The sequence below is a fragment of the Microbispora amethystogenes genome, from assembly GCF_016863015.1.
GTDB classification, from domain to species: Bacteria; Actinomycetota; Actinomycetes; order Streptosporangiales; family Streptosporangiaceae; genus Microbispora; species Microbispora amethystogenes.
In genome coordinates, this window is record NZ_BOOB01000047.1 from 13,240 (window position 1) to 35,772 (window position 22,533).

Annotated in this window: 23 protein-coding genes; 14 read left to right on the forward strand and 9 right to left on the reverse strand. The window is 70.7% G+C overall.

Going from position 1 to position 22,533, the window contains the following annotated elements:
* Positions 1-144 precede the first annotated feature (144 nt).
* Together Mam01_RS28560 and Mam01_RS28565 are read left to right on the forward strand one after the other, a co-directional pair.
* Positions 145-639: a DUF4118 domain-containing protein gene (locus tag Mam01_RS28560; RefSeq protein ID WP_204288278.1), complete on the forward strand. Its 495-nt coding sequence runs from the start codon at positions 145-147 to the stop codon at positions 637-639.
* Positions 564-893, forward strand: coding sequence for a hypothetical protein (locus Mam01_RS28565; RefSeq protein WP_204288280.1), 330 nt, complete (start codon positions 564-566; stop codon positions 891-893). Before Mam01_RS28560 ends, Mam01_RS28565 begins: the two co-directional genes overlap by 76 nt.
* Before the next feature lie 54 nt (positions 894-947).
* Here the strand turns inward: Mam01_RS28565 and Mam01_RS28570 are convergent, their stop codons facing one another.
* Genes Mam01_RS28570 through Mam01_RS28580 form a run of 3 tightly spaced genes read right to left on the reverse strand, consistent with a single transcriptional unit; the run spans position 948 to position 3,573 of the window.
* On the reverse strand, positions 948-1,607 hold the full coding sequence (locus Mam01_RS28570; RefSeq protein ID WP_204288281.1) for a response regulator: 660 nt from the start codon (positions 1,605-1,607) through the stop codon (positions 948-950).
* Entirely contained in the window at positions 1,604-2,755 is a 1,152-nt protein-coding gene (locus tag Mam01_RS28575) for a sensor histidine kinase (RefSeq protein WP_204288283.1), read from the reverse strand. The genes Mam01_RS28570 and Mam01_RS28575 overlap by 4 nt, the downstream gene beginning before the upstream one ends.
* Positions 2,752-3,573 (reverse strand): CPBP family intramembrane glutamic endopeptidase, encoded by an 822-nt coding sequence (locus Mam01_RS28580; RefSeq protein ID WP_204288285.1) that lies wholly within the window; start codon positions 3,571-3,573, stop codon positions 2,752-2,754. The genes Mam01_RS28575 and Mam01_RS28580 overlap by 4 nt, the downstream gene beginning before the upstream one ends.
* A 246-nt stretch (positions 3,574-3,819) precedes the next feature.
* On the opposite strand from Mam01_RS28580, the gene Mam01_RS28585 reads away from it, so the two are divergent.
* The 7 genes from Mam01_RS28585 (at position 3,820) to Mam01_RS28615 (ending at position 9,856) form a co-directional block, all read left to right on the forward strand.
* Complete coding sequence (locus Mam01_RS28585; RefSeq protein ID WP_204288287.1) at positions 3,820-4,233, forward strand: TOBE domain-containing protein; 414 nt, start codon at positions 3,820-3,822, stop codon at positions 4,231-4,233.
* 20 nt (positions 4,234-4,253) lie between these two features.
* The gene (gene modA / locus Mam01_RS28590; protein WP_239101704.1) at positions 4,254-5,045 is read left to right on the forward strand and encodes a molybdate ABC transporter substrate-binding protein; all 792 of its coding nucleotides are present in this window, start codon (positions 4,254-4,256) and stop codon (positions 5,043-5,045) included.
* A gap of 5 nt (positions 5,046-5,050) precedes the next feature.
* Positions 5,051-5,890 carry an ABC transporter permease gene (locus Mam01_RS28595; RefSeq protein ID WP_204288297.1) on the forward strand — a complete coding sequence of 280 codons (840 nt, stop codon included), beginning with the start codon at positions 5,051-5,053 and terminating at the stop codon, positions 5,888-5,890.
* Entirely contained in the window at positions 5,887-6,927 is a 1,041-nt protein-coding gene (locus Mam01_RS28600; RefSeq protein WP_204288299.1) for an ABC transporter ATP-binding protein, read from the forward strand. Before Mam01_RS28595 ends, Mam01_RS28600 begins: the two co-directional genes overlap by 4 nt.
* Positions 6,928-7,074: 147 nt before the next feature.
* Positions 7,075-8,049 carry an AraC family transcriptional regulator gene (locus Mam01_RS28605; RefSeq protein ID WP_204288301.1) on the forward strand — a complete coding sequence of 325 codons (975 nt, stop codon included), beginning with the start codon at positions 7,075-7,077 and terminating at the stop codon, positions 8,047-8,049.
* Between the two features lie 110 nt (positions 8,050-8,159).
* Positions 8,160-9,383, forward strand: coding sequence for a styrene monooxygenase/indole monooxygenase family protein (locus Mam01_RS28610; RefSeq protein WP_204288303.1), 1,224 nt, complete (start codon positions 8,160-8,162; stop codon positions 9,381-9,383).
* Positions 9,380-9,856, forward strand: coding sequence for a flavin reductase family protein (locus Mam01_RS28615; protein ID WP_204288305.1), 477 nt, complete (start codon positions 9,380-9,382; stop codon positions 9,854-9,856). Before Mam01_RS28610 ends, Mam01_RS28615 begins: the two co-directional genes overlap by 4 nt.
* 85 nt (positions 9,857-9,941) lie before the next feature.
* Here Mam01_RS28615 and Mam01_RS28620 read toward each other — a convergent pair whose 3' ends face one another.
* The 3 genes from Mam01_RS28620 to Mam01_RS28630 all read right to left on the reverse strand — a co-directional run bounded on the left by Mam01_RS28620 (position 9,942) and on the right by Mam01_RS28630 (position 12,462).
* Positions 9,942-11,198 carry a Dyp-type peroxidase gene (locus Mam01_RS28620; RefSeq protein ID WP_204288307.1) on the reverse strand — a complete coding sequence of 419 codons (1,257 nt, stop codon included), beginning with the start codon at positions 11,196-11,198 and terminating at the stop codon, positions 9,942-9,944.
* Positions 11,195-11,749 (reverse strand): copper chaperone PCu(A)C, encoded by a 555-nt coding sequence (locus Mam01_RS28625; RefSeq protein ID WP_204288309.1) that lies wholly within the window; start codon positions 11,747-11,749, stop codon positions 11,195-11,197. Before Mam01_RS28625 ends, Mam01_RS28620 begins: the two co-directional genes overlap by 4 nt.
* A gap of 140 nt (positions 11,750-11,889) precedes the next feature.
* The gene (locus tag Mam01_RS28630; RefSeq protein WP_204288311.1) at positions 11,890-12,462 is read right to left on the reverse strand and encodes an MFS transporter; all 573 of its coding nucleotides are present in this window, start codon (positions 12,460-12,462) and stop codon (positions 11,890-11,892) included.
* 256 nt (positions 12,463-12,718) lie between these two features.
* Here Mam01_RS28630 and Mam01_RS28635 point away from each other — a divergent pair, with 256 nt between their 5' ends.
* The 3 genes from Mam01_RS28635 (at position 12,719) to Mam01_RS28645 (ending at position 14,725) form a co-directional block, all read left to right on the forward strand.
* Positions 12,719-13,288, forward strand: coding sequence for an MFS transporter (locus Mam01_RS28635; RefSeq protein WP_204288313.1), 570 nt, complete (start codon positions 12,719-12,721; stop codon positions 13,286-13,288).
* Between the two features lie 226 nt (positions 13,289-13,514).
* Positions 13,515-14,105, forward strand: a complete 591-nt coding sequence (locus tag Mam01_RS28640) for a copper resistance CopC family protein (RefSeq protein ID WP_204288315.1) — start codon at positions 13,515-13,517, stop codon at positions 14,103-14,105.
* Positions 14,102-14,725, forward strand: a complete 624-nt coding sequence (locus tag Mam01_RS28645) for a copper resistance CopC family protein (protein WP_204288316.1) — start codon at positions 14,102-14,104, stop codon at positions 14,723-14,725. The genes Mam01_RS28640 and Mam01_RS28645 overlap by 4 nt, the downstream gene beginning before the upstream one ends.
* Positions 14,726-14,760: 35 nt before the next feature.
* Here Mam01_RS28645 and Mam01_RS28650 read toward each other — a convergent pair whose 3' ends face one another.
* From Mam01_RS28650 to Mam01_RS28660, 3 genes are all read right to left on the reverse strand, one after another.
* Positions 14,761-14,904, reverse strand: coding sequence for a hypothetical protein (locus Mam01_RS28650; RefSeq protein ID WP_204288318.1), 144 nt, complete (start codon positions 14,902-14,904; stop codon positions 14,761-14,763).
* A 69-nt stretch (positions 14,905-14,973) separates the two neighbouring features.
* Positions 14,974-15,861 (reverse strand): methyltransferase domain-containing protein, encoded by an 888-nt coding sequence (locus Mam01_RS28655; RefSeq protein WP_204288320.1) that lies wholly within the window; start codon positions 15,859-15,861, stop codon positions 14,974-14,976.
* Positions 15,862-16,106: 245 nt separating this feature from the next.
* A complete protein-coding gene (locus tag Mam01_RS28660; RefSeq protein ID WP_204288322.1) occupies positions 16,107-19,055 on the reverse strand; it encodes an immunoglobulin-like domain-containing protein in 2,949 nt (982 codons plus the stop codon).
* Positions 19,056-20,138: 1,083 nt separating this feature from the next.
* Between Mam01_RS28660 and Mam01_RS28665 the strand changes: the two genes are divergently transcribed.
* Positions 20,139-20,606: a general stress protein gene (locus tag Mam01_RS28665; protein ID WP_204288324.1), complete on the forward strand. Its 468-nt coding sequence runs from the start codon at positions 20,139-20,141 to the stop codon at positions 20,604-20,606.
* Between the two features lie 22 nt (positions 20,607-20,628).
* Entirely contained in the window at positions 20,629-22,527 is a 1,899-nt protein-coding gene (gene dnaK, locus Mam01_RS28670) for a molecular chaperone DnaK (RefSeq protein WP_204288328.1), read from the forward strand.
* The last annotated feature ends 6 nt before the right edge of the window (positions 22,528-22,533 follow it).

A 22,533-nucleotide genomic window follows, 5' to 3' on the forward strand; every position in this document is an offset into this window, starting at 1 on the left:
GGCCCTCTGCACCGACCGGCCGTTGCACCGAACGGGGCCGATGCGTGGACCACCACGCAGGACGGGTAGGTGTAGGGGTTGACCTGCGTGAACAACCTGCGTCAACGCGGAAGGGCGGGAGGTGCTGCAGCGATGGGTGGCTGCGTGACGCATCTCGACGCAAGTCGCGTCGCGTTTCTGGTGGCGCTGGTGGCGCCGCTCGCCATCACGGGAGTGCTGGTGCCCTTTCGCGACAGCGTGCCCAATACCAGCGTCGCGCTCATCCTGGTCGTGATCGTGGTGGCGGTCGCCGCCCTGGGCAACCGCCTGGCCGGCGCGCTGGCGGCGATCTGGGCCGCGGTGTGGTTCAACTTCTTCTTCACCCGGCCCTACCAGCGCTTCACCATCACCAGGCCTGCCGATGTGCAGATCGCGCTGTTGCTACTCGTCGTGGGCCTGGCGGTCTCACAGTTGGCCGCCCGCGCCCGGCGGCTGCAGGTGGTGGCCATCACCGACGCCGACTATCTGGCCCGCATCCACGACACCGCCACGCTGGCACAGAGCGTCAAGGCGCGCCGGGAACAGTGGTCGATCACGTCACGGCCCAGCTCACCGAGGTGCTGCACCTGCGCGGCTGCCGTTTCGAGTACGGCACGTTGATCGGCCACCCGCCCAGGCTGGAGCAAGACGGCAGTGTGACCTGGAGCCACAGACGCTGGGACGCCGACCACCTGGGCCTGCCCGATACGGAAGTCGAGCTGCGCACGTTCGGCAACGGCCGCTTCTACGGCCGGTTCATGCTCGACCCCACCCCTGGGACGATCCCGCCGTTGCAGGCGCGTCTGGTCGCGGTCACCTTGGCCGATCAGGCGGGGTCGGCGTTGGCCACCGCCGCGAGCGACGCGGGGGCATGACCGCCTGCTCAGACGGCGCGCCTCGGTGACGTTCCGGATCGGCTCGGCGCCTTCTCATGTCACCAGGCCTCTGCGGTAGGCGTAGACCACGGCCTGCACGCGGTCACGCAGGTCGAGCTTGGTGAGGATGCGTGACACGTACGTCTTGACCGTCTCCTGGCTGATCACCAGTGCCGCGGCGATCTCGCTGTTGGACAGGCCGTCCGCGATGAGGCGCAGGACCTCCAGCTCACGCGGCGTCAGCGCGACGTCGTCCGGTGTGCCCGGGGCGGGACGGATGCGCGCCGCGTATCTGCCGACGAGCTGCCGCGTCACCTCGGGAGCCAGCAGCGCGGCACCGGCCGCGACGGTACGGATGCCGTGCAGGAGCTGCGCCGGTGGGGCGTCCTTGAGCAGGAAGCCGCTCGCCCCCGCGCGCAGCGCCTCGTAGACGTACTCGTCCAGGTTGAACGTCGTCACCACGAGCACCTTGACGGGGTCCGCCACCCCGGCGCCGGCGAGCAGGCGGGTCGCCTCGATGCCGTCGAGCACCGGCATCCGCACGTCCATCACCACGATGTCCGGGCTCACCCGGCGGGCGAGGTCGACCGCGGCGCGCCCGTCGCCGCACTCGCCCACCACCTCCAGGTCGGGCTGGGCGTCGATGATCGTGGCGAACCCGGTGCGGATCAGCGCCTGGTCGTCGCAGACCAGGACCCGGACCGGCGCGGTCACGACGGACTTCCCGCCGGGATTCGCGCCCGTACGACGAAGCCGCCGTCCGCGCGCCGGCCGGCGCTGAACTCGCCGCCCAGGGCGTCGACCCGCTCCCGGAGCCCGGCCAGGCCCCGCCCGCTTCCGCCGGGCGACTCGTCCCGGGAGGCGGAAGCTCCGGTGCTCACCTCCACGACAATCTCCTTCTCGCCATAGCGCACGTGGACCGCCGTGGGGCTGCCCTGGGCGTACTTGAGGGCGTTCGTCAGGGACTCCTGCACGACTCTGTAGGCGACATACTCGGCGCTGCCGGCCGGTTCCGCCCGCCTGCCGTCCTCGGTGAACTCCACCGGCTGCCCGGCCTGGCGCGTCTGCTCGACGAGCGTGCGGAGCTCGCCGATGGACGGCATCCTGACGTCGGTGTGGTCGGGATTGAGCAGATCGAGCAGGTGCCGCAGGTCGGAGATGGCCCGCCGGCCGGTGTCGGTGACCGCGCTCAGGGCCGCGTCGAGGCGATCGGGCGCCGCGGTCAGGTAACGCGCGGCCTCGGCCTGCACGACCATCGCCGTCACATGGTGGGTCACGACGTCGTGCAGCTCGCGGGCGATCCGGGTGCGCTCCGCGGCACGGGTGGTCTCGGCGACGTGGCGGCGGCGTTCCTCCTCGGCGGCCCGGGCGGAGCGCTGCCAGGCCCCGATGCCCCACGCGAGGGCCAGCGCCAGGTAGAACACCGCGTAACCTTCCGCCTTCTCGGTCGCGCCGATCCGCGCGAGCGCGAAGGCCAGCGGCACGTACGCCGCGGAGAGGAGGACCACGGCGACGCGCCGGTGACGTTCCAGATGGATGCCCGTGCTGATGAGCACGACGGGCATCGCGTTGCTCGCGAGCACGTGGTAGGCGCGGATCTGGTCCAGGACGAAGCCGAGCGACACCAGGGCCAGGCACACGGCCGGCCACCGCCGGCGCACGGCGAGCGGAAGGCACTCCATGGCGATCACCACGAACGCCAGTGCGTCGAAGGGACGGATCGGCAGGTCGCCGACCTGCGTTCCCTTGCCGTGCAGCGCCGGCAGGAGCGAGGCGACGGCCAGCAGCAGCCCGAACGGCAGATCGCGGACCACGACGTCGCACCGCCGCCACAGATCCGTGACCCGCCGTGAATCGATCACCGGGGGAGCGTAGCGGTCGCGCGGCGCCGGAGCGGGATCACGTTGCCGCGCCGGCGGGCCAGCCACATGAACGCGACCGTCAGCAGCAGGCCGAACACCACCGCGTACGGACTCGCCTCCGGCCCGAACTCGCCGCCCGTGAGCAGGGCGGGGCCCGACGTCACGTTGTGCAGCAGCCCCTGCGTCGCGCCGTTGCCGGAGACCTCGGTGCTGAAGACGCCGGCCGCGGCGAAGTTCCAGCCGAAGTGCAGGCCGATCGGCAGCCACAGGGTGCGGGTCGCGGCGTAGGCGGCGGCGAGCATGCCGCCGGCCTCGATCGCGATGGCGATCGCGCCCCACAGGTTGGCGTGCTCGTTGGCCAGGTGCATCAGGCCGAACACCAGGCCGGTCAGCACCAGCGCGATCCACGTGCCGGTCCGTTCCTCGACGATCCGGAACAGGATGCCGCGAAACAGCAGCTCCTCCGTCACGGCCGCGGCGGCCATGAAGCCGAACAGCCCGGCCGCGCCCGTCACCGAGCCGAGGCCGTCGACCCGGTAGTACCCCAGGAAGGCGAGGTTCACGATGACGGCGGCGAACATCCCGACTCCGATCAGCAGCCCCCGGCCGACGGCAGGGACGGCGCCTTCCCTGGCCACCTCCACCGGCGCGCGGCGCTCGGACCACCGCACCACCCGGGCGTACACGAACACCGCGAGCGCGGCCGTCGCGACACCGAGAACCAGGGTCAGGAGCGGGCTCCCCTGCACCGCGCCCACGATCCCGCCGCCGACGAAGGCGACCAACGCGACGGGCACGAACTGTTTCAAGAACCGCATGACGACTTCCTCACGTGGGGGCTCAGCGACGGGGCGCCGCCGCTACGCCGGAAACGCTAGGGATTCGACGGCCGGGAATCGTCCCCGCGCAGTGGACACTCGCGGGTAGCTCGCACGGGGGACAGGCGCACGCGGCGCATGACTCACGGCTCTCGGGAATGCCAGGAGAAAGACGTCGATTCTGTCGCTGTTGCGACGATCACTAGGTCTTCAGGTTGGAATATGCGAAGGGTAAGGTGAGGGTCTGTGACGACGTTCCGGATCAGCGAGGCCGCCGCGTTGCTCGGGGTGAGCTCCGACACCGTGCGCCGGTGGGTGGACGCGGGCCGGCTGGCCGCCGTACGGGACGAGCACGGCCACCGGCAGATCAGCGGGGCCGATCTGGCCGCCTTCGCCCGATCGCAGGTCGAGACGACCGGTGACGGCACGCGGTCCTCGGCGCGTAACCGTTTCCGGGGGATCGTCACCGAGGTCATCAGGGACGCGGTGATGGCTCAGGTGGAGATCGCCGCCGGGCCGTTCCGGGTGGTGTCGCTGATGAGCCGGCAGGCCGCCGACGAGCTGGGCCTGGAGGCAGGGGTGGTGGCGGTCGCCGTGATCAAGTCCACCAACGTCGTCGTCGAGATCCCCGGCCACGAGCGCGTGGCCACTTCCCCATGAGGAGCTCCGTGGTGTTCAGGCTGGTGTTCAGGCGCCTTTCGCGATGGGCGGTCGCCGCGCCCGTCGCGCTGGTGATCGCCGGGCTGTCCGGTTGCGGCTCGGCCGAACCGGCCGCGTCTCCGGCATCGGCCGCCGCCGGGGCGAAGGAGGTGAACGTCTTCGCGGCCGCGTCGCTGACCGGGACCTTCACCGAGCTCGGCAGGACTTTCGAGGCCGCCCACCCGGGCACCACGGTGAAGTTCAACTTCGGTTCCAGCGCGACGCTGGCCCAGCAGATCGTGCAGGGAGCTCCGGCCGACGTGTTCGCCGCGGCCAGTCCGGCCACGATGAAGACCGTCACCGACGCGTCGCTGGCGAGCGGGCCGGCCACCTTCGTGCGTAACAAGCTGGAGATCGCCGTGCCGAAGGACAACCCGGCCAAGGTGGACGAGCTGAAGGACCTGACCGATCCCAAGGTGAAGGTGGCGCTCTGCGCCGAGCAGGTGCCGTGCGGGGCGGCGGCCGTCAAGGCGCTGGAGGCGGCCGGGCTGAAGGTCACCCCGGTCACCCTGGAGCAGGACGTCAAGGCCACGCTGACCAAGGTCGAGCTCGGCGAGGTGGACGCCGCCCTCGTCTACACGACCGACGTGATCGCCGCGACGGGCAGGGTGCAGGGCATCGACTTCCCCGAGGCGGACAAAGCGATCAACGACTATCCGATCGCGACCCTGTCGAAGGCTCCCGCCGGTGACCTCGCCAAGCAGTTCGTCGATCTCGTGCTGTCCCCGCAGGGCAGGGACGTGCTGACCAAGGCCGGCTTCCAGTCACCCTGACCCCGATGAGCTCCTCGTACGACTCAGACACGTCCGGCGCCGGCGCGGCCGCCGGTCGTGAAGTCTCAGGCCGTCTGCCGTGGATGCTGGTGCTCCCGGCGGTGGCGGGGCTGGCCTTCCTGGTGCTGCCGCTGGCCGGGCTGCTGGTCCGGGCGCCGTGGTCCACGCTGCTCCAGCGACTCGCCGAGCCGCAGATGCTGGAGGCGTTACGACTGTCGCTGCTGTGCGCCACCGCCGCCACTGTCGTCTGCGTGCTGCTGGGGGTTCCGCTGGCCTGGCTGCTGGCCCGGGTGGAGTTCCCGGGCCGGCGGCTGGCACGGGCTCTGGTGACCGTGCCGCTGGTGCTGCCGCCGGTCGTGGGAGGCGTGGCGCTGCTGCTGGTGCTGGGGCGGCGCGGGCTGGCCGGGCAGTGGCTGGAGTCCGCCTTCGGGATCACGCTTCCCTTCACGACGGTCGGAGTGGTCGTCGCCGAGGCGTTCGTGGCCATGCCGTTCCTGGTGATCAGCGTGGAGGGGGCGCTGCGCGGCGCGGACCGGCGGTTCGAGGAGGCCGCCGCCACGCTGGGCGCCTCCCGCTGGACCGTCTTCCGGCGGGTCACCCTGCCGCTCGTCATGCCGGGCGTCGTGGCCGGAGCGGTGCTGTGCTGGGCGCGGGCGCTCGGAGAGTTCGGCGCCACCATCACCTTCGCCGGCAACTTCCCCGGCACCACCCGGACGATGCCGCTCGCGGTCTACCTGGCGCTGGAGACGGAGCCGGAGGCGGCCGTCGTGCTCAGCCTGGTCCTGCTGACCGTCTCCGTGGTCATCCTGGCCGGCCTGCGCGATCGGTGGGTGAACAGCCCGTGAGCCTGGACGGTCTGCGATCGGCCCTGGTCGTCCACCGGCCCGCCTTCACCCTGGACATCACGCTCGACGTCGCACCGGGCGAGGTCGTCGCGCTGCTCGGGCCGAACGGCGCGGGCAAGACCACCGCGCTGCGTGCCCTGGCCGGGCTGACTCCCCTGTCCGGCGGGCACATCACCCTGGACGGCCGGCCGCTGCACACCCTGGCCCCCGAGCGCCGCCCGATCGGCATGGTCTTCCAGGACTACCTGCTCTTCCCGCACCTGTCCGCGCTCGACAACGTCGCGTTCGGGCCGCGCTGCCAGGGCGTCGCCAAGGCCGAGGCGCGCCGCACCGCCGCCGCCCTGCTGGAGCGCGTCGGCCTGGCCGACCGGGCGGCCGCCAAACCTCGTGAGCTCTCCGGCGGGCAGGCACAGCGCGTCGCCCTCGCCCGGGCGCTGGCCGTACGGCCACGGCTGATGCTGCTGGACGAGCCGCTGGCCGCGCTGGACGCGCACACCCGGCTGGAGATCCGCTCCCAGCTGCGCCGCCACCTGGGCGACTTCGACGGCGCCACCGTGCTGGTCACCCACGACCCGCTCGACGCGATGGTGCTGGCCGACCGGTTGATCGTCGTCGAGGCCGGCGCCGTCGTCCAGCAGGGCGCCCCCGCCGAGGTCGCCCGCCGCCCGCGCACCGACTACGTCGCCCGTCTCGTCGGGCTCAACCTCTACCGCGGGCTCGGCGACGGCGCCAGGGCGAAGGTCGGCGAACTGCTGCTGCACACCGCAGAACAGCTCGACGGGCCCGCCTTCGTGGCCTTCTCACCGACCGCCGTGGCCCTCTACCGCACCCGCCCCGACGGCAGCCCCCGCAACCTCTGGCAGGCCGGGATCGACGGCATCGAACGGCACGGCGACAACGTCCGCGTCCATCTCGACGGCCCGATCAGCGCCTTCGCCGACATCACCCCCGCCGCCCTGGCCGACCTCGATCTGAGCCCGGGCGAACGGATCTGGGCCTCGGTCAAGGCCACCGAGACCCACGCGTACCCGGCATGAGCAGATCCCGGACGCCCGCCACGACCGCGGGGGCCGGCACATCGGCGAGTGGGTGACGGCAACGCCAGGAACGCGTCCCTTCCCATGGAACGCCGGGAAGCTTCCCGCGATTATCCGAGTGACAGATCATCGGAGTGGGGGAGATCGATGGAAGTGCTGCTCGGCAACAGACCGGTCTTCGCCAGCACCGACCTCGACGAGATCCGTGACGAGGTGGCGAGGATCTTCTGCCCTCATCGGCTGGACCTGGCCGGCGCGGCCTCCCTGCTGTCGGCCCGGTTCAACTCCGCCCAGCTCGGCTCGGTCCGGATCAGTTACCTCGACTACGGGGCCGACGTCCACATCGAACCCGGCGATCTCGGCACCTTCTTCCTGGTGCTGATCCCGCTGACCGGGCGCAGCCTGATCCGCAGCGGGAGCCAGGAGATCGTCTCGACCCCGACGACGGCCACCCTCCCCTCGCCGACGCAGCATCTCGACATGCGGTGGGCGGCCGGCACCCCCACGCTGATCGTCAAGTTCGAGCGGACGGCGGTCGAGCGTTCGCTTGAGCAGATGCTCGGCGAGCCGCTCGACCGGCCGGTCGTCTTCGACCTGGGCGTGGACCTGACCGCCGGATGGGCGCGCGCCTGGCGGGCGATGGCCGACCTGATCGTCCGTGAGGCCGAGCACGACGACGGGCTGACCGCGCAACCGCTGGCCGCCGCCCACCTGGAGAACGCGCTGCTCACCTCCCTGCTCACCATGCAGCCCTCCAACTACCGGGAACGGCTGACGGCGCCCCGGCCGCCCGTGCTTCCCAAGGTGGTGCGCCGGGCGCTGGAGTTCATCGAGCAGCACGCCCACCTTCCGATCACCACCGAGGACGTCGCGCGGGCCGTGGCGGTCAGCGGCCGCTCTCTCCAGGAGGGCTTCCGCGTCCACCTGGGCCGCACGCCGATGGCGCAGCTCAGGGAGGTACGGCTGACCAAGGTGCACGAGGAGCTAAGCGCCGGGGATCCGGCCCGTCACACCGTCACGAGCGTCGCCGCCCGCTGGGGCTTCCTCCACCAGGGCCGGTTCGCCGCGCTCTATCGCCAGAGGTACGGCCGGCACCCGTCGGAGACCCTGAGACGCGGCTGAGGCGGATCCCGCGCCAGATGGACGGAACCCGCGCTGAGCGGATGGATCACCGGGCCGCTTCGGCCGTAATTTCGCTGAAACCGCAACTTTCAGCGAAAGGAAACACCCTCATGCGCAGAATCCTCGTCGTCGGTGCCGGTCAGGCGGGTCTGCACCTGGCCATCGGCCTGCTGCGGAACGGCTACGACGTCACCGTGATCTCCAACCGCACCCCGGAGTCGATCCGCGACGGCCGGGTGATGTCGGGCCAGTGCATGTTCGGCACCGCCCGGGCACATGAGCGCGCGCTCGGCCTGGACTGGTGGGCGGACGTCTGCCCGCCCATCGAGGGCATCGAGTTATCCGTCCCGAGCCCCGCGGGTGGCAAGGCCCTCGGCTGGTCGGCCCGGCTGAGGACCCCCGCCCTCTCGGTCGACCAGCGGGTGAAGATGCCGGCCTGGCTGGACGAGGTCGAACGGCTCGGCGGCAAGTTCGTCATCCACGACGCCACTCCGGAGGATCTGGAGACCTACGCGGCCCAGTACGACCTGATCCTGGTCGCCGCGGGGAAGGGGGAGATCGCCTCGCTGTTCGAGCGGGACGCGGCCCGCTCGACGTACAGCACCCCGCAGCGGGCGCTGGCGGTCACCTACGTCCACGGTCTCGCCCCCCGGCCCGAGCACTCCGCGGTCTGCTTCAACCTGCTGCCCGGCGTCGGCGAGTACTTCGTCTTCCCCGCTCTGACGCACAGCGGCCCGTGCGACATCATGGTGTTCGAGGGCGTCCCGGGCGGGCCGATGGACTGCTGGGGCGACGTACGCGGCCCCGCCGAGCACCTGGCGCGCAGCCGCCGGATCCTGGAGAGCTTCTTCCCCTGGGAGGCGGAACGCTGCTCCGAGATCGAGCTCACCGACGCCAACGGGACGCTGACCGGGCGCTTCGCCCCCACCGTGCGCCACCCGGTCGCCGTCCTGCCGTCAGGCGCACCGGTGCTCGGGGTCGCCGACGTGGTGGTGCTCAACGACCCGATCACCGGGCAGGGCAGCAACAACGCCGCCAAGTGTGCCGCCACCTACCTCCAGGCCATCCTGGAGCGCGGCGAGCAGCCCTTCGACGCGGTCTGGATGCGGGAGACCTTCGACCGCTTCTGGGCGCAGGCCCAGCACGTCACCCGCTGGACCAACGCGCTGCTGGCCCCGGCCGAACCGCACCACCTGGCGATCCTGGGCGCCGCCGGCCAGGTGCCGGAGATCGCCTCCCGCTTCGTCAACGGCTTCGACGACCCCGCCGACTACGCCGAGTGGTTCATGGACGCCGACAAGGCGCAGGCCTACCTCGACCGGGTCGCGTCATGAGATCGCTACGCGAGGCGCTGGGGCAGTTCGCCACGGGGGTCGCGGTGGTCACCACCGCGACCGCGGGCGGGGAGCGGGCAGGGGTGACGGTGAACTCCTTCAGCTCGGTCTCGCTCGATCCGCCGCTGGTGCTGTGGTGCCTGTCGGACCGCGCTCCCAGCGCGCCCGTCTTCCTGCGCGCGGGGCGTTTCGCGGTCAACATCCTGGCCGCCGGTCAGGACGAGCTCTCGCGGCGGTTCTCGACGCCGGCGCCGGACAAGTTCGCCGGCGTGGACGTGCAGGCCACCCCCACCGGGCTGCCCATGCTCGCCGGGACCCTGGCCACCTTCTCCTGCCGTACGGTGACCGTTCACGCCGGCGGCGACCACCACATCTTCGTCGGTGAGGTGGAGCACCACCAGCGGTCGGGAGGTGAGCCGCTGCTCTTCCACTCCGGCCGCTACCGCGAGTTCGCCTCCTCCCCGGCATGGTGAGCAGGCACGGCCGGACGGCTCATCGGCCGCGCCTGCTCACCACAGGGCCGAGCCTCGGCTCGGCCCTGTGTCAGGACAACCTGTGTCAGGACAACAGGGTTTCTCCGATCCACCCCTTGGGGTCGCAGCCGGGAGGGACGGCGAAGACGGCGGAGCCGATCGGCGTCGTCCACTCGTTCAGCAGGTCCGCCTCGGCCAGCCGCTGCTGAATCGGGATGAACTGCCGGGCGATGTCGGCCTGGTAGGAGGCGAACAACAGCCCGGTGTCGGCGGTGCCGTCGGAGGAGACGCCCTCGTCGTAGTTGTAGACACGACGGAGGATGCGCGCGCCCGGGTCGGCCACGTGCGCCCGGCGGATGTGGGCGTACTCGGAGATGACCGGCAGTCCGGCGGGGGTGAGGCGCGCGAGGTCCGGTTCGTCGTGCTCGCGCGTGCCGGTGAGCGGGGCGCCGTCGGTCAGGCGCCGGCCGATCGTGAACTCCTTGGCGACGGTGTCGGCGGCGTCCCAGGTCTCCATCTCCGCGCGGATACGCCGCAGGACCAGGGTGGTCCCGCCGCGCAGCCACTCCTGCTCCCCGGCGAACCAGACCGCCCGATCGAAGTCGGGTGTGCCGGCGACGGGGTTGACGGTCCCGTCGAGCTGTCCCATCACGTTGCGCTGGGTGGTGTGGGGCTGCTGGGAGTGCGCGGCCCGCCGGAAGCCGCGCTGGGTCCAGCGGACCTTCGCGAACGACCGGGCGTCCTTGACGATCACCCGCACCGCGTGGGTGACGGTGAGCGGGTCGTCCGCGCAGATCTGGACGAGCAGGTCGCCGCCCGTCCACCGCTCCTTCAGCCGGTCGATGCCGAACGCGGGAAGGGGAGCGACGGACTCCGGCCGCCGGTCGGACGTCCTGGTGGCCGCGAACAGACCCGGTCCGAAGCCGAAGGTGACGGTCAGCCGGGCGGGCAGCACGGCCAGATGGGGCTCGGTGTCGGCGAGAGCGGGCTGCCCCTGGGTGAGGCGCCGGGCGTCGTCGGTGAGCACGCGCATCAGCCGCGCCACGCTCTCCCGGTCCGAGCCCGCCCGCAGGTCGAACGCCACGAACGCGGCGTGCGCCTGCGGAGTCGTCGCGACACCGGCCTGGTGGGCTCCGTAGAACGGCTCCACCGCCGTCGCCCGGGGCGAGTTCGCGTCCGGGCCGGCGGTGCTGTCCGCCGTACGCGTGTCGTCGGCGCCCGCCCGCGCCACGACGGCCCCGCTCGTCGCGGCGGCGGCCACCACGGCGCCGCCCGACAGCAGCGCCCTGCGGCTCAGCCGCGGGCGGCGGAGACGCTCCGCCTCGTCATGCCGCTCACTCATCCCATGCCGCCCATGTCGGCGCCCGGCTGGTAGTTCTCCTTGGCGCCGGCGAAGTCCTTGCCCAGAGCCGTGAACGTGTAGGTGCCGCCCCCCTGCAGCTCCAGCGTGAACGGCACTTCGGACCCTGGCTTGATCTCCGCGGGCACGTCCATGACCATGATGTGGTCGCCGCCGGGCTGCAGGACGTGGGTGCCGTGGGCGGGGACCACGAAACCACCCTTCTTCGGCCGCATCACCATCTTCCCCTTGGACTCCACGACCTCGTGCAACTCCACCATGGGTGCCACGGGAGTGCTGCCGGCGATGACGGTGACGTCCGTATCGGAGTTGTTGACCAGCGTGCCGAAGGCGGCGGTCATCCCCTTCTTGGCGGTCTTGACCCACGGGTCGGTGATGCTGAGCGCGGCTGGGGCGGACGACGGAGAGGCCGCCACCGCCACCGCCGACGACGAGGCCGCCACCGCGGAGGTGGACGGCTCCTCGGAGCCGCAGGCCGCCGTGGCCGTCACTGCGCCCAGGCTGAGAACGACGAGCATGACACGGGAGAACATGAAGATCCCTTCACCCCGGCTGAGCCGGTACTGGTACCGCTGCACTGAACGATTTCGGCGTACGCGAGCGCACGCCGGACGCACCCCGCCACTACGGGGGTGCCGGTCACATCAGAGAGAGCCCGCCGACCAGGTGACGGTCAGGCGGGAACAGTGCGAACGGTGCCAGGAGGGCCGCGCCGGCCCACCGAATGGGCGAGCACGACCGACCGCGCGACCACCCGGCGCTCGATCACCGGGACGACGACCGCGCCGTACGCCGGGTCCGGGGAGACGGCGAGCACGATGCGCAGCCGGACGGCCAGCCGGCGCAGCAGCGCCCAGAGCAGGGCCTCGCCACGCGCCAGCCACGCCGCCGTCAGCGCGACCGCCCAGCCGTGCATGATCAGCATGCCCAGGCCGGGCACCAGCCCGGAGTGGACATGCCCCCCGCTCATCGCGGAGCCGGCGGCGACCGGCTCCAGGGTGTGCGCGAACGAGAACAGCAGGTGGAGCGCCGCCTGCGAGGCCGCCAGGGCCGGCAGGATCACGGCCAGCGACCGCTCACGCCGGGCGAGGGCGTGCGCGGGCAGGAAGGCGATGAGCAGAGCCACGAGAACGGCGGGCGCGGAGACCGACCCGCCGCCGACAGCATGCGCCCCGACCCCGAGCGCCACCGAGACCGCGGCGAACGCGGCGGCCCGTACGGCACGGAAGGGCAGGGTGGCTCTCATGGCGCCGCAATCATCGCACACCGCCTCTCCGCCCCCCAGACCACGCGGCGCAAATCGTAATAATTAGGTCGAATATCTCGGAAGAGCGCGAGCGGTCCATGAGAACGGAGAACCACGGCGAGAACGGAGAACCACGGCGCCCGCCCTCTCGTCCGGCACCGGTGTTCCCCCTCGCGCACCGGCCCGAGCCCGTCTCGAACGAGCGGACGGCGTGGTATTGGGGCTGACCAGCCTTTGTGCGATAGTCGTTTTCATCATGCGCGCCGCACTGCCCCTGCGACTCGCGCGGTCGGCCGCCTTCACGGTCGTCTGCGTGCTCCTCGCCGTAGGCGCGCACGGGTTCGCCGGCGGGGCCGCCCCGACTCTTTCCGCCCTTCTCGTGGGCGGAGCGGTCGTCATGACCACCGCCACGGCGATGGCGGGCCGGGAGCGGTCGCCAGGGGTCGTCATCGGCCTGCTCCTGTCGGCCCAGGCCTTCCTGCACGAACTCCTCGCGTCCCTCTCGCCGTCGGTGGAGACAGCGGCCGTGGCGCACGCGCACCGGCTGGGGGTGGGCGCCGGGATGCTCACCGCGCATGTCACCGCGGCGGTGGTCACGGGGTGGTGGCTGTCTCGGGGCGAGGCGGCGCTGTGGTCGATCCTGCGCAGGATCGGCACCGGAGCGATCCGCTGGCTCCGGACCGTGCTCGCGGTGTTCCACCTCTTCGCCCGCCTACGCCCACGCCCCCGGTTCGCGTCGTACGACCTCGACCGCGAGCCCCGGCGCGGGGCTGTCCTGCGGCACGCCGTCATCCGGCGCGGACCGCCGGTTCTCGTGTTCCTGTGATTCTCTCCGAGCCCTTCTGAGGGGTTCCCTCGCGCGGCCTGCCCGCTCGGACGTCACGCCTGCCCGCGGAAGCGGCTCGCCCCGGCGTCCCGCGGACCGCTCATGCCGGTCCCGTACGGCCCGCGCGCCCGCAGGTATTCACACACGATGACTGGAGATCTCCTGTGACACCGCTGTCCGCCGTCACACGCCGGGCCACGGCCTCCCCGTACGCCTGGAGCCTGTCGTGAAGCGTCCCTCGCTCAGAGCGGTCTTCCTGTTCGGCGTCTCGTGCCTCTTCGCGGTGGTTCTCGCCACACCCGCGTCCGCGCACGACAGCCTGAAGAAGAGCACACCCGCCGCGAACGCCGTCGTCTCCGGGCTCGACGAGATCGAGCTGGAGTTCAGCGCGCATGTCAGCTTTCCCGTGGTCGTCCTGCACGACGCGACCGGACGCCGCTTCGAGTCGGGAACTCCACGCGTCACCGACTCCACGGTGACGGAAGCGGTCGCAGGTCCGCTTCCCCCGGGCGGCTACACCATCGCCTGGCGGGTCGTCTCCTCCGACGGCCACCCCATCCAAGGGGAGATACCGTTCGTCGTCCGGTCGTCTTCGGTGGCGTCGGCCGGAGGTACGGCGCCGGCCGCCACCCCGGCGGCCGGAGCGGACCGCCCGGATCAGGCGACCGGCACACCGGGCTGGATCTGGGCGGCCGTGGTCACGGTCGCGGTTCTCGGAGCGGCCGCCGTCCTGGTGGCGCGGGGCAGAAGACCATCGACGGCCACAGGTAACTCGGAGGACCGCCCATCGGGTCACGAGAACGGTGAGGGCGAGTGACAGGGAAAACGGCCAGAGCGTTTCTGCTCCTCGGCGTTCTGTGCGCCGTCCTGGGAGTGATCGCCGCACCGGCGCTGGCACACGACACCCTGCGATCGAGCACACCCGTCAGCAACGCCGTGGTCTCCAGCCTCGACCTCGTCGAGTTGGAGTTCAACAGCAACGTGCGTTATCCCGTGGTGCTCCTGCACGACGCGGCCGGGCAGCGCCTTCCGTCCGGCACCCCTCGGACCCGCGGGTCCAAGGTGACCGTGGACGTCGCCGAGCCGCTTCCCTCCGGGAGCTACACCGTCGCCTGGCGCGTCGTCGCCGCCGATGGCAGCCCCATCGAAGGAGAGATCCCGTTCACCGTGCGGTCGTCGACGGCTCCGCTGCCGAGCGCCTCGGCATCCAGCATCCCAGCGTCCAGCATCCCAGCGTCCAGCATCCCCGTGTCCAGCATCCCCGTGTCCAGCCCGGCGCCGTCGCGTACGCCCGTGAGCGCGACCGGCGGGACGGACGAGCAGGGCGGCCTCCCCGGCTGGACCTGGGCAGCTCTGGCAGGACCGGTACTCGTCGGAACCGGGGCACTACTGATGTGGCGGAGGAGGAAACCCGCCGATAGGGGCACCTCGCCCTGAGCCGCCTCGGCTTCGGCGGGCATCAGGGCGACGCGTCAATCGGCGCCGAGAGCCACAGAGGCGATCTCCCGCGTGTATCCCTTCAATGCGGCCAGCCGGACCGGCCTGGACGGGCCGGAAAGGTCCCACAGGGCGGAGACCGACGGGCGCATCCGCATGGCGGGCTCCGGCCAGGTCATTCATCTCAGCCTCCGGTCCATCCGGATCACAACGGCGGGTATCCAGGTCGGACAACCCTGGACCAGCGCCTAACCGAGGGCCGGCGGGTACTCGGCCGGACGGCGTCCCCAGGCCGAGATCAGCGGCGCGAGTGTCAGGTCGAGTTCGCCCGCCTGGATGGCGGCCAGGTGCGCGTCGATCTCGGCGTCGTCGGCCAGACCGGCCGCGAGCAGCTCGCCGCGCACGTGCCGGATGGTCGCCGCCTCCAGCCGGTCACAGGCCGGCCCGCCGACCGGGAAGGAGCCCGACGCGGCGACATCGACCAGGCCGGCTTCGCGCAGTGCCCGCGGCAGCGTCCGTCCGTAGCGCAGGTCCGCGCCGCGACGCGCCAGCAGCTCCCGGACCGCGTCGCGCAGCCGGTTGGCCCGCCGCTGCGCCGGGCCGCTGTCGTCCAGGCATGCCAGTGGCTGCAGAGCGGTGTCGGCGTCCTCGACCAGCAGCCAGCCGCCGGGCCGCAGCGCCGCCGCCATCGTGGCCAGCGCCCGAGCCCGGTCGGGCACATGGACCAGCACGAGCCGGGCGTGCACCAGATCGAACGTCCCCGGCTCCGGGGGCGGATCAGCGGCGACGTCGTGCCGACGCACCTCGTACCCGCCGCCTGCCTCCAGCCACGACGGGTCGATGTCCGTGGCCAGCACGTATCCGGTCGGACCGACGGCCGCCGCGAGCGCCTCCGGGACACTGCGGCCGCCGGCCCCTACCTCCCAGCAGCGCGAGCCGGCCCCGACCCCCAGCCGATCGAAGTGCCCCCGCGTCACACCGTCGAACAGCTCGGCCAGCCAGACGAATCGCTCGCCCGCCTCGGTGCGCGCGTTGTCCAGCAGGTACCCGCGGGCGGGCTCTCCGCCGAGCGCGGGAGTCCCGCCGGTCGGATCCGGGGGGTCACCGATGTGCGGCGGGCGGGGCGAGGAAGTCATCACTACATGGTCATCTCCCCAGACCGCCGGCGCCACGACGACGGGAGAGGGATATGTCACACAGCTGACGGACCCCGCACGTCCGACAGGACGGTTCTGCACCGTGACGTCCCGGGGAACCCGGCGGCGACTGGGCGGGCCGACGAGGATGCTCTCGCCGGCCCGCCCGGCCGCTCGTGGCGGGCCGGCGAGGTTGATCTCGCCGGCCCCGGTTCAGTAGCCGGAATGCGCCGTGGCCGGTCGGGTCAGGCGCACTTGATGGCGGTGTAGGAGGGGTTGTAGGTCGAGGTGACCTGCCGGCCATCGATCGTCGCGGTCGCCGTCACGGTCGCCGTGCCCGTGGCGATCTGGCCGGCCCTGGTGTTGAAGGACTGGTAGGCCTGCTTGCCTTGGGCAACGTCGGCCACGGCCTTCGAACCGTAGGGGGTGGTCAGCGTCACGTTCACCGGCACGGCGGCGTCGTTGACCGCGGTCACGGCCACGTACGCCGTGGTGCCCACGCAGCGGGCGGTGGCGGTCACGGTCAGCGCGAGCTCCGGAGCGCCCGGCACCGTGAACGACGCCGTGCCTTCCGACGCCTTCAGGTAGTCGAAGCCGAGGTAATCGGCCTTGACCGTCCGGGTGCCCGCGGGCAGACCCGCCGGCAGCGTGACCGTGGCCGCGCCGTCCTCCAGGTGGGCGAGCTTCGACCACGAGCCGACGCTGAACCGCACCTGACCGCCGGTCTCGAACCCGTCGGCCGCCTTGACCGTGGCGGTGGCCGTGGTCGTCTGGGCTCCGCTCGCGTACGGCTCGACAGCCACCTCGGTGGTGGTCGCGACGTCGCTGTTCGGGATCTTGCGGATGTCGTTCCACTCGCGGAGGGTGAGCGGGATCACGGTGCCGTGACGTGGACGGACGACGCCCGCGTTGGTCATCGTGATCGCCTTGGCGTTCCAGGTCGGAGCCTCGATGTTCTCGTGGCACGCGGCCTGGTATCCACCGCCGTTCGTGTACCGGTCACCCCAGAGGTAGAACTGGCCGGGGCAGGAGGTGTCACCAGGGTTGGCCTTGAAGATGATCGGCCCCTCGTACCCCTGGTTGGCGACCCACGTCGTGCGTCCCAGAGCCGGAGCCAGCAACGTCCAGTTGTTGATGTTGCTGTCCAGGAAGTCGGTGTGCTTCTCCGAGAAGATGTCCGAGCCCTGGTTGCCGGCCTCGTTCTTGGTCACGCGGTAGTAGTGGTCACCGACCCGGATCGCGGTCGTGTCGATCCGCGACAGCGGGGCCGGGTTCTGCCAGACCTTGGGAGCGGAGAACGTCTGGAAGTCGCGCGTCGTGGTGTACCACATCTGCGCGTTCCCCTGACCGGTGCGGTTCACGGGGTCGTTCCACATCGACTGCGCCCAGAACACGGCGTAGGCGCCTATCTCCTCGACCCACAGCGACTCGGGCGCGAAGGCGTTGCCCGCGTTGTCGGGCGCGACCTTCACGTGCCGCTGAGGAGTCCAGTTCACCAGGTCGTGCGACTCGAACACCTCGATGTACTGGGTGTCGTTGATGGCGTATCCGCCCTGGTCGTACCAGTTCAGGTCGGTGGCGATCATGTAGAACGTGTCGCCGTCGGGTGAGCGGACGATGTGCGGGTCCCGAAGGCCCTGGTCGCCCAGCTGGGAGATGAGCGACGGCCGGCCTCCGGTCAGACCGGTCCAGTCCAGAGCGGTGTTCCCGTTGGACGTCGCGAACATGATCTGCTCGCCGTCGGCGAGGTTCTCGCCCTTGAAGTATCCCAGGAAGTACCGCTCGTACTCCTCGGAACGGGGCTTGGCGGTGATGGTCACCGGGAACGACTTCGTCTTCGAGGCCGAACCCTTGGTGATGGTCGCCGTCAGGACGGCGTCGACATCCGCATGGCCGAAGGCCGGGCGGGTCACCTTACCCGTCGGGGTGACGGCGTCGGTGGTCGATTTCCAGGTGATCGTGGATCCGAACCCGCCGGTGGCAGGGAGGTCGATGTTTCCGCGCACGGCGTCGGTGGCGTGCAGGGTCAGGTCGAACGTGTCACGGTCGACCGCCTGCGCGTCGTCGAACTCGGCCTTCACCACAACGGGGATCTCCCGTGTGGTGACCTCCTGGGCGCCCTTGCGGACAGTCGCCGTGAGCGTGGCCGTCGCGTCGGGCTGCCCCTTCGCGGGCCGGGTGATCCTGCCGGTCACCGCGACCTTGCGTGCGCTGGGGACGGCCGGCGGCGTGTAGACCGCGACGACCGACGGGTCCGAACTCGTCCACGTGATGGTCGAGCCCGCTACGGAGCCCACCTTGGGCAGAACGATGTCGCGTACGATCGCACTGGTCAGGCCGAGGTCGATGGCGGCGGCATCGGCGTGAACGCCGGTGGAGACGGTCTCTTTCGCCAGGGCGAGTGTCTCGTCGACACTCACGGCCCGGTCGTAGACCCGGAAGTCCCGGATCGTTCCGCGGAACGAGTAGTGCCCCGACGTCTGCGAGCGAGCGAGGAAGTTGCAGTTGGTCCCCGCGGCGTTCACCGACGGCGGTGTGGTCAGGTTCGTCGACGTCGCGTGCTGCACGCCGTCGAGGTAGAGCGTGCCGGTCCAGCTCGTGCCGTTCGCGTTCAGCGACTGGGTGTAGGTGACGTGCGTCCACGCTCCCTCGGGCATGCGGACCCGGGTCTGCTGGAGGTTCGCCGAACCCACCGCGACGCGGAACCGCTGGGTGTTCGACGCGAAGATGGAGCCCTGGGCGCCGGTGTCGGCGTCGCACGAGCCGGACTTCGCGCCGAAGCCCCACATCTGGTGCTCGCCGACGTTCGCCGGGTCGATCCACACGTCATAGTCGACGGTGAGGTTCGACATGCCGGCGGTGATGTTGCTCGGCAGCCTCACGTACGCACCGTCGAGGGCGTTCTCATAGGAGTCGGGGTTGAACCTGACTCCATCGCCGGTCAAGGTCGCCTTGCCCGGATTCACGAGCGTGGCGTTCGCCGCCGAGCCCGCGCTACCCGAGTTGACCAGCGTCGTCCCACCGGTCTCGTCGAGGGCGAAGTGGTGCACCAGGCCCTCGTTGAGCTGCTCCTCGGCAGCCTGCGAGGGCGTCGCTGCGAACGAGACCGAGAGAAGCGCACCCAGGGCCAGGCCCGCGACACCCCTGCCCTTGCTACTCAGCCTGTGGCGTGGCCTTTGCTGTCGCGATCTCAATTGTTCCTCCTTGATCCGGTCGCCGTGAACCCGTGGGGCACGGCCCCGTTCGTGGCGGGGCCGACCGCATCCGCGGAAGAGGCGAAGCCGGAAAGGGTGGTCAGCGTGCCGGCGAGGCCCGGCGTGGTCAGGCCTCGTTGAGCGTTCCGACGAGACGGGGGCAGCACAGACAAAGGTTCACCTCGCTGTGAGATGCGGGGGGTGGGGTGAGCTGGGGGGAAGGGGGCTATATGTCACGGGTGTCCGGGTCTTGAATGCAGACACTAACCTCCAGCCCCAGCGAAAGATAGCGCTAACATGAGTAAACTTTGTCAGTCGACCGATGAAAGCCGCGCACGACCTCGATAACGACCTCGTCCTCGTCAGCACTCAGCAGGTGCCGAAGCGACCAGGGTTTCCGTGTCCCATGGGTTCTTGTCGAGGTCATCCAGTCAGGCCGTCGACACCGGGGAGGGGGCGAGGGGGAGCTGAACGACGAAGCGTGCCCCGCCACTGGGAGAGGGTTCGACCCACACGGATCCGTTGTGGGTCTTGACCGTCGACCCGCACGCTGTTCCTGGCGTGGCGCTAGGCTCTGGTCGTACTCGTCCTTGATGTTGATCCGGCGAGGTCGTCCGAGATCCCGCCGACCCGACGCAGCAGCCGGCAGACGACGATCACGCCGCACTGCCCTTCCCACAACCAAACAGCCTTCTGACCAGAGAAAACAGTGGCTCATCAGGTTTGGGAATATCCGCGGCCACAACCCGGCCGGTTCCCCTGCGACTGTGGTCGCCGGGCACGGAGTTGCTTCGCACCTGGCGCTCCGCTGGGGAACCTGCCACTGCTCATGCGAGGCAGTTGAGGGGCAGGAAGGGTGGTGCGAGGGAACGGCAGGCGGGATCCTGGCATGGGCGACGAAGTCCCGTCGGGTGTTCCACAAGCCGACGAGGGACTCGCGTCACAGGAATTGTTCTCGCTGGTAGAACCCGACACCACCAGTGTCGAAGGTGGCGTGGATTCCGGTTCTCCCGCTTCGGCCGATGCGCATCGGGGGCGGAGCGAGTTGTCTTCAAAAGCTGGAACAGCCGAGGGGGTTGTCCCGTGAGCGTTCCGAGAACAGCAGGGTCCAACAAGGTGGTGCTGGCCACCTACGACAGCTACGACGCGGCCCAGCACGCGGTGGACGTCCTGGCCCGCCACGACTTCCCGATCGCGCACGTCACCATCGTGGGCTGCGATCTGCGGTGGGAGGAGAAAGTGCTCGGGCGATGGGGCCTCGGCAGGGCGCTCGTCACCGGCGCGGGTACCGGCGGCTGGATCGGTCTTCTCATCGGCCTGATATTCGCGATCTTCAGCCCGTGGGCCGGATGGGCCATCAGCTCCTCGATCGTACTCGGGCTGATCTTCGGCCTCGTCTGGGGTGCGATCAGTCACGTGGTGCAGCACCGGGCGTTCGCCTCGATGCCCGCGGTCGTCGCCGACCACTACGACATCCTCGTGGACCCCGGATTCGCCGACGAGGCCCGGCGAGTGCTCACCGACGCTCGTGAGGCCGCTGCGCTCAGGTGAGCGCCAGGAAGGGGATGAGGACATGGCCAAGGCGGTGGGCATCGACCTCGGCACGACGAACTCGGTCATCGCGACCACCGAGGACGCGCATCCGACGGTCGTCCCGAACGCCGAGGGGTCGCGCACGACTCCCTCGGTGGTGGCCTTCACGGATCAGGGCGAGGTGCTGGTGGGCCAGATGGCCAGACGCCAGGCGATCCTCAACCCGAAGGGCACGATCTATTCGGCCAAGCGCTTCATCGGGCGCAAGTTCGACGAGGTGCAGAGCGAGATCAAGGCGGTCTCGTTCGACGTCGTGCCGGGCCCGGACGGCGCCGTGCGGTTCAAGGTGCGCGACAAGCTGTACGCGCCGGAGGAGATCTCCGCCTTCGTGCTGCGCAAACTGACCTCGGACGCCGGGAAGTTCCTGGGGGAGAAGGTCAACGAGGCCGTCATCACGGTGCCCGCCTACTTCAACGACGCGCAGCGGCAGGCCACCAAGGACGCCGGCAAGATCGCCGGCCTGGAGGTCCTGCGGATCATCAACGAGCCGACGGCGGCGGCCCTGGCGTACGGACTGGACAAGAAGGGCAACGAGACCGTTCTCGTGTTCGACCTGGGCGGGGGCACGTTCGACGTCAGCGTCCTCGACATCGGCGAGGGCGTCATCGAGGTCCGCGCCACCTCGGGCGACACTCACCTGGGCGGCGACGACTTCGACCGGCGCATCGTCGACCACCTGGCCGACGAGTTCCACCAGCAGCAGGGCATCGACCTGCGGCGCGATCCGCAGGCCCTCCAGCGGCTGTTCGAGGCCGCGGAGAAGGCCAAGGTGGAGCTGTCGGCGGTCACCCAGACACAGGTCAGCCTGCCGTTCATCACGGCCGACGCGACCGGCCCCAAGCACCTGAACACGACACTCATGCGCTCGACCTTCGAGCAGATCACCCACGACCTGCTCGAACGCTGCCGTGGCCCGGTGGAGCAGGCCATGGCCGACGCGAAACTCACGACGAACGACCTCGACGAGGTGATCCTCGTCGGCGGCTCCACCCGCACGCCGGCCGTGCAGCAACTCGTGCGGCGGCTGACGGGCAAGGAACCGAACATGACGGTCAACCCGGACGAGGTCGTGTCCGTCGGCGCGGCCGTCCAGGCCGCCATCATCAAGGGCGAGCTGAAGGACGTCGTGCTGCTCGACGTCACTCCCCTGTCGCTCGGCGTCGAGACGCTCGGCGGCGTGATGACGAAGGTCATTGACAGGAACACCACGATCCCGGCCCGTCGCACGGAGACGTTCAGCACGGCGGACGACAACCAGTCGGCCGTGGACGTGGTCATCCTGCAGGGCGAGCGCGAGCGGGCCGCCGACAACCGGGTGCTCGGCCGGTTCCGGCTGGAGAACATCCGGCCCGCGCCGCGCGGGGTGCCGCAGATCGAGGTCACCACCGACATCGACGCCAACGGCATCCTGAACGTCTCCGCCAAGGACAAGGACACCGGTGCCGAGCAGCGGATCACGATCAGCGAGAGCTCCAACCTGGACAAGAGCGAGATCGACCGGATGGTCGCCGACGCGGAGCGGCACCGCACCGAGGACGCGCGGCTTCGCGCCACGATCGACGCGCGCAACGAGCTGGACTCGGTCGCCCACCAGGTGGAACGCCGGCTGTCGGAGCTGGGCGAGGCCGTCCCGGTGCACGAGAAGGCGCGGGCCGAGCAGCTGATCATGGAAGCGCGTCAGGCGATCAAGGAGGAGGTGCCCGTCGACCGGCTGCGCGGCCTGACCGCGGAGCTGCAGCAGGTCTACCACGGCCTCGGCGTGGCGGCGTCCGCCGCCCAGGCCCAGACCCAGGGGCCGGCTCAGACCGGGCCCGGCCAGGCCGCCGCCGGCCCCTCGGACGAGGACGTCATCGACGCCGAGTTCACCAGCTCCGAATAGCCCGTG

Coding starts and splice junctions, on each gene's coding strand:
- Mam01_RS28615 (WP_204288305.1), top strand. CDS start 9,380: ATGAGATCGCTACGCGAGGCGCTGGGGCAGTTCGCCACGGGGGTCGCG.
- Mam01_RS28635 (WP_204288313.1), top strand. CDS start 12,719: ATGCGCGCCGCACTGCCCCTGCGACTCGCGCGGTCGGCCGCCTTCACG.
- dnaK (WP_204288328.1), top strand. CDS start 20,629: ATGGCCAAGGCGGTGGGCATCGACCTCGGCACGACGAACTCGGTCATC.
- Mam01_RS28620 (WP_204288307.1), bottom strand. CDS start 11,198: ATGAGTGAGCGGCATGACGAGGCGGAGCGTCTCCGCCGCCCGCGGCTG.
- Mam01_RS28625 (WP_204288309.1), bottom strand. CDS start 11,749: ATGTTCTCCCGTGTCATGCTCGTCGTTCTCAGCCTGGGCGCAGTGACG.
- Mam01_RS28610 (WP_204288303.1), top strand. CDS start 8,160: ATGCGCAGAATCCTCGTCGTCGGTGCCGGTCAGGCGGGTCTGCACCTG.
- Mam01_RS28605 (WP_204288301.1), top strand. CDS start 7,075: ATGGAAGTGCTGCTCGGCAACAGACCGGTCTTCGCCAGCACCGACCTC.
- Mam01_RS28580 (WP_204288285.1), bottom strand. CDS start 3,573: ATGCGGTTCTTGAAACAGTTCGTGCCCGTCGCGTTGGTCGCCTTCGTC.
- Mam01_RS28655 (WP_204288320.1), bottom strand. CDS start 15,861: ATGACTTCCTCGCCCCGCCCGCCGCACATCGGTGACCCCCCGGATCCG.
- Mam01_RS28630 (WP_204288311.1), bottom strand. CDS start 12,462: ATGAGAGCCACCCTGCCCTTCCGTGCCGTACGGGCCGCCGCGTTCGCC.
- Mam01_RS28650 (WP_204288318.1), bottom strand. CDS start 14,904: ATGACCTGGCCGGAGCCCGCCATGCGGATGCGCCCGTCGGTCTCCGCC.
- Mam01_RS28595 (WP_204288297.1), top strand. CDS start 5,051: ATGAGCTCCTCGTACGACTCAGACACGTCCGGCGCCGGCGCGGCCGCC.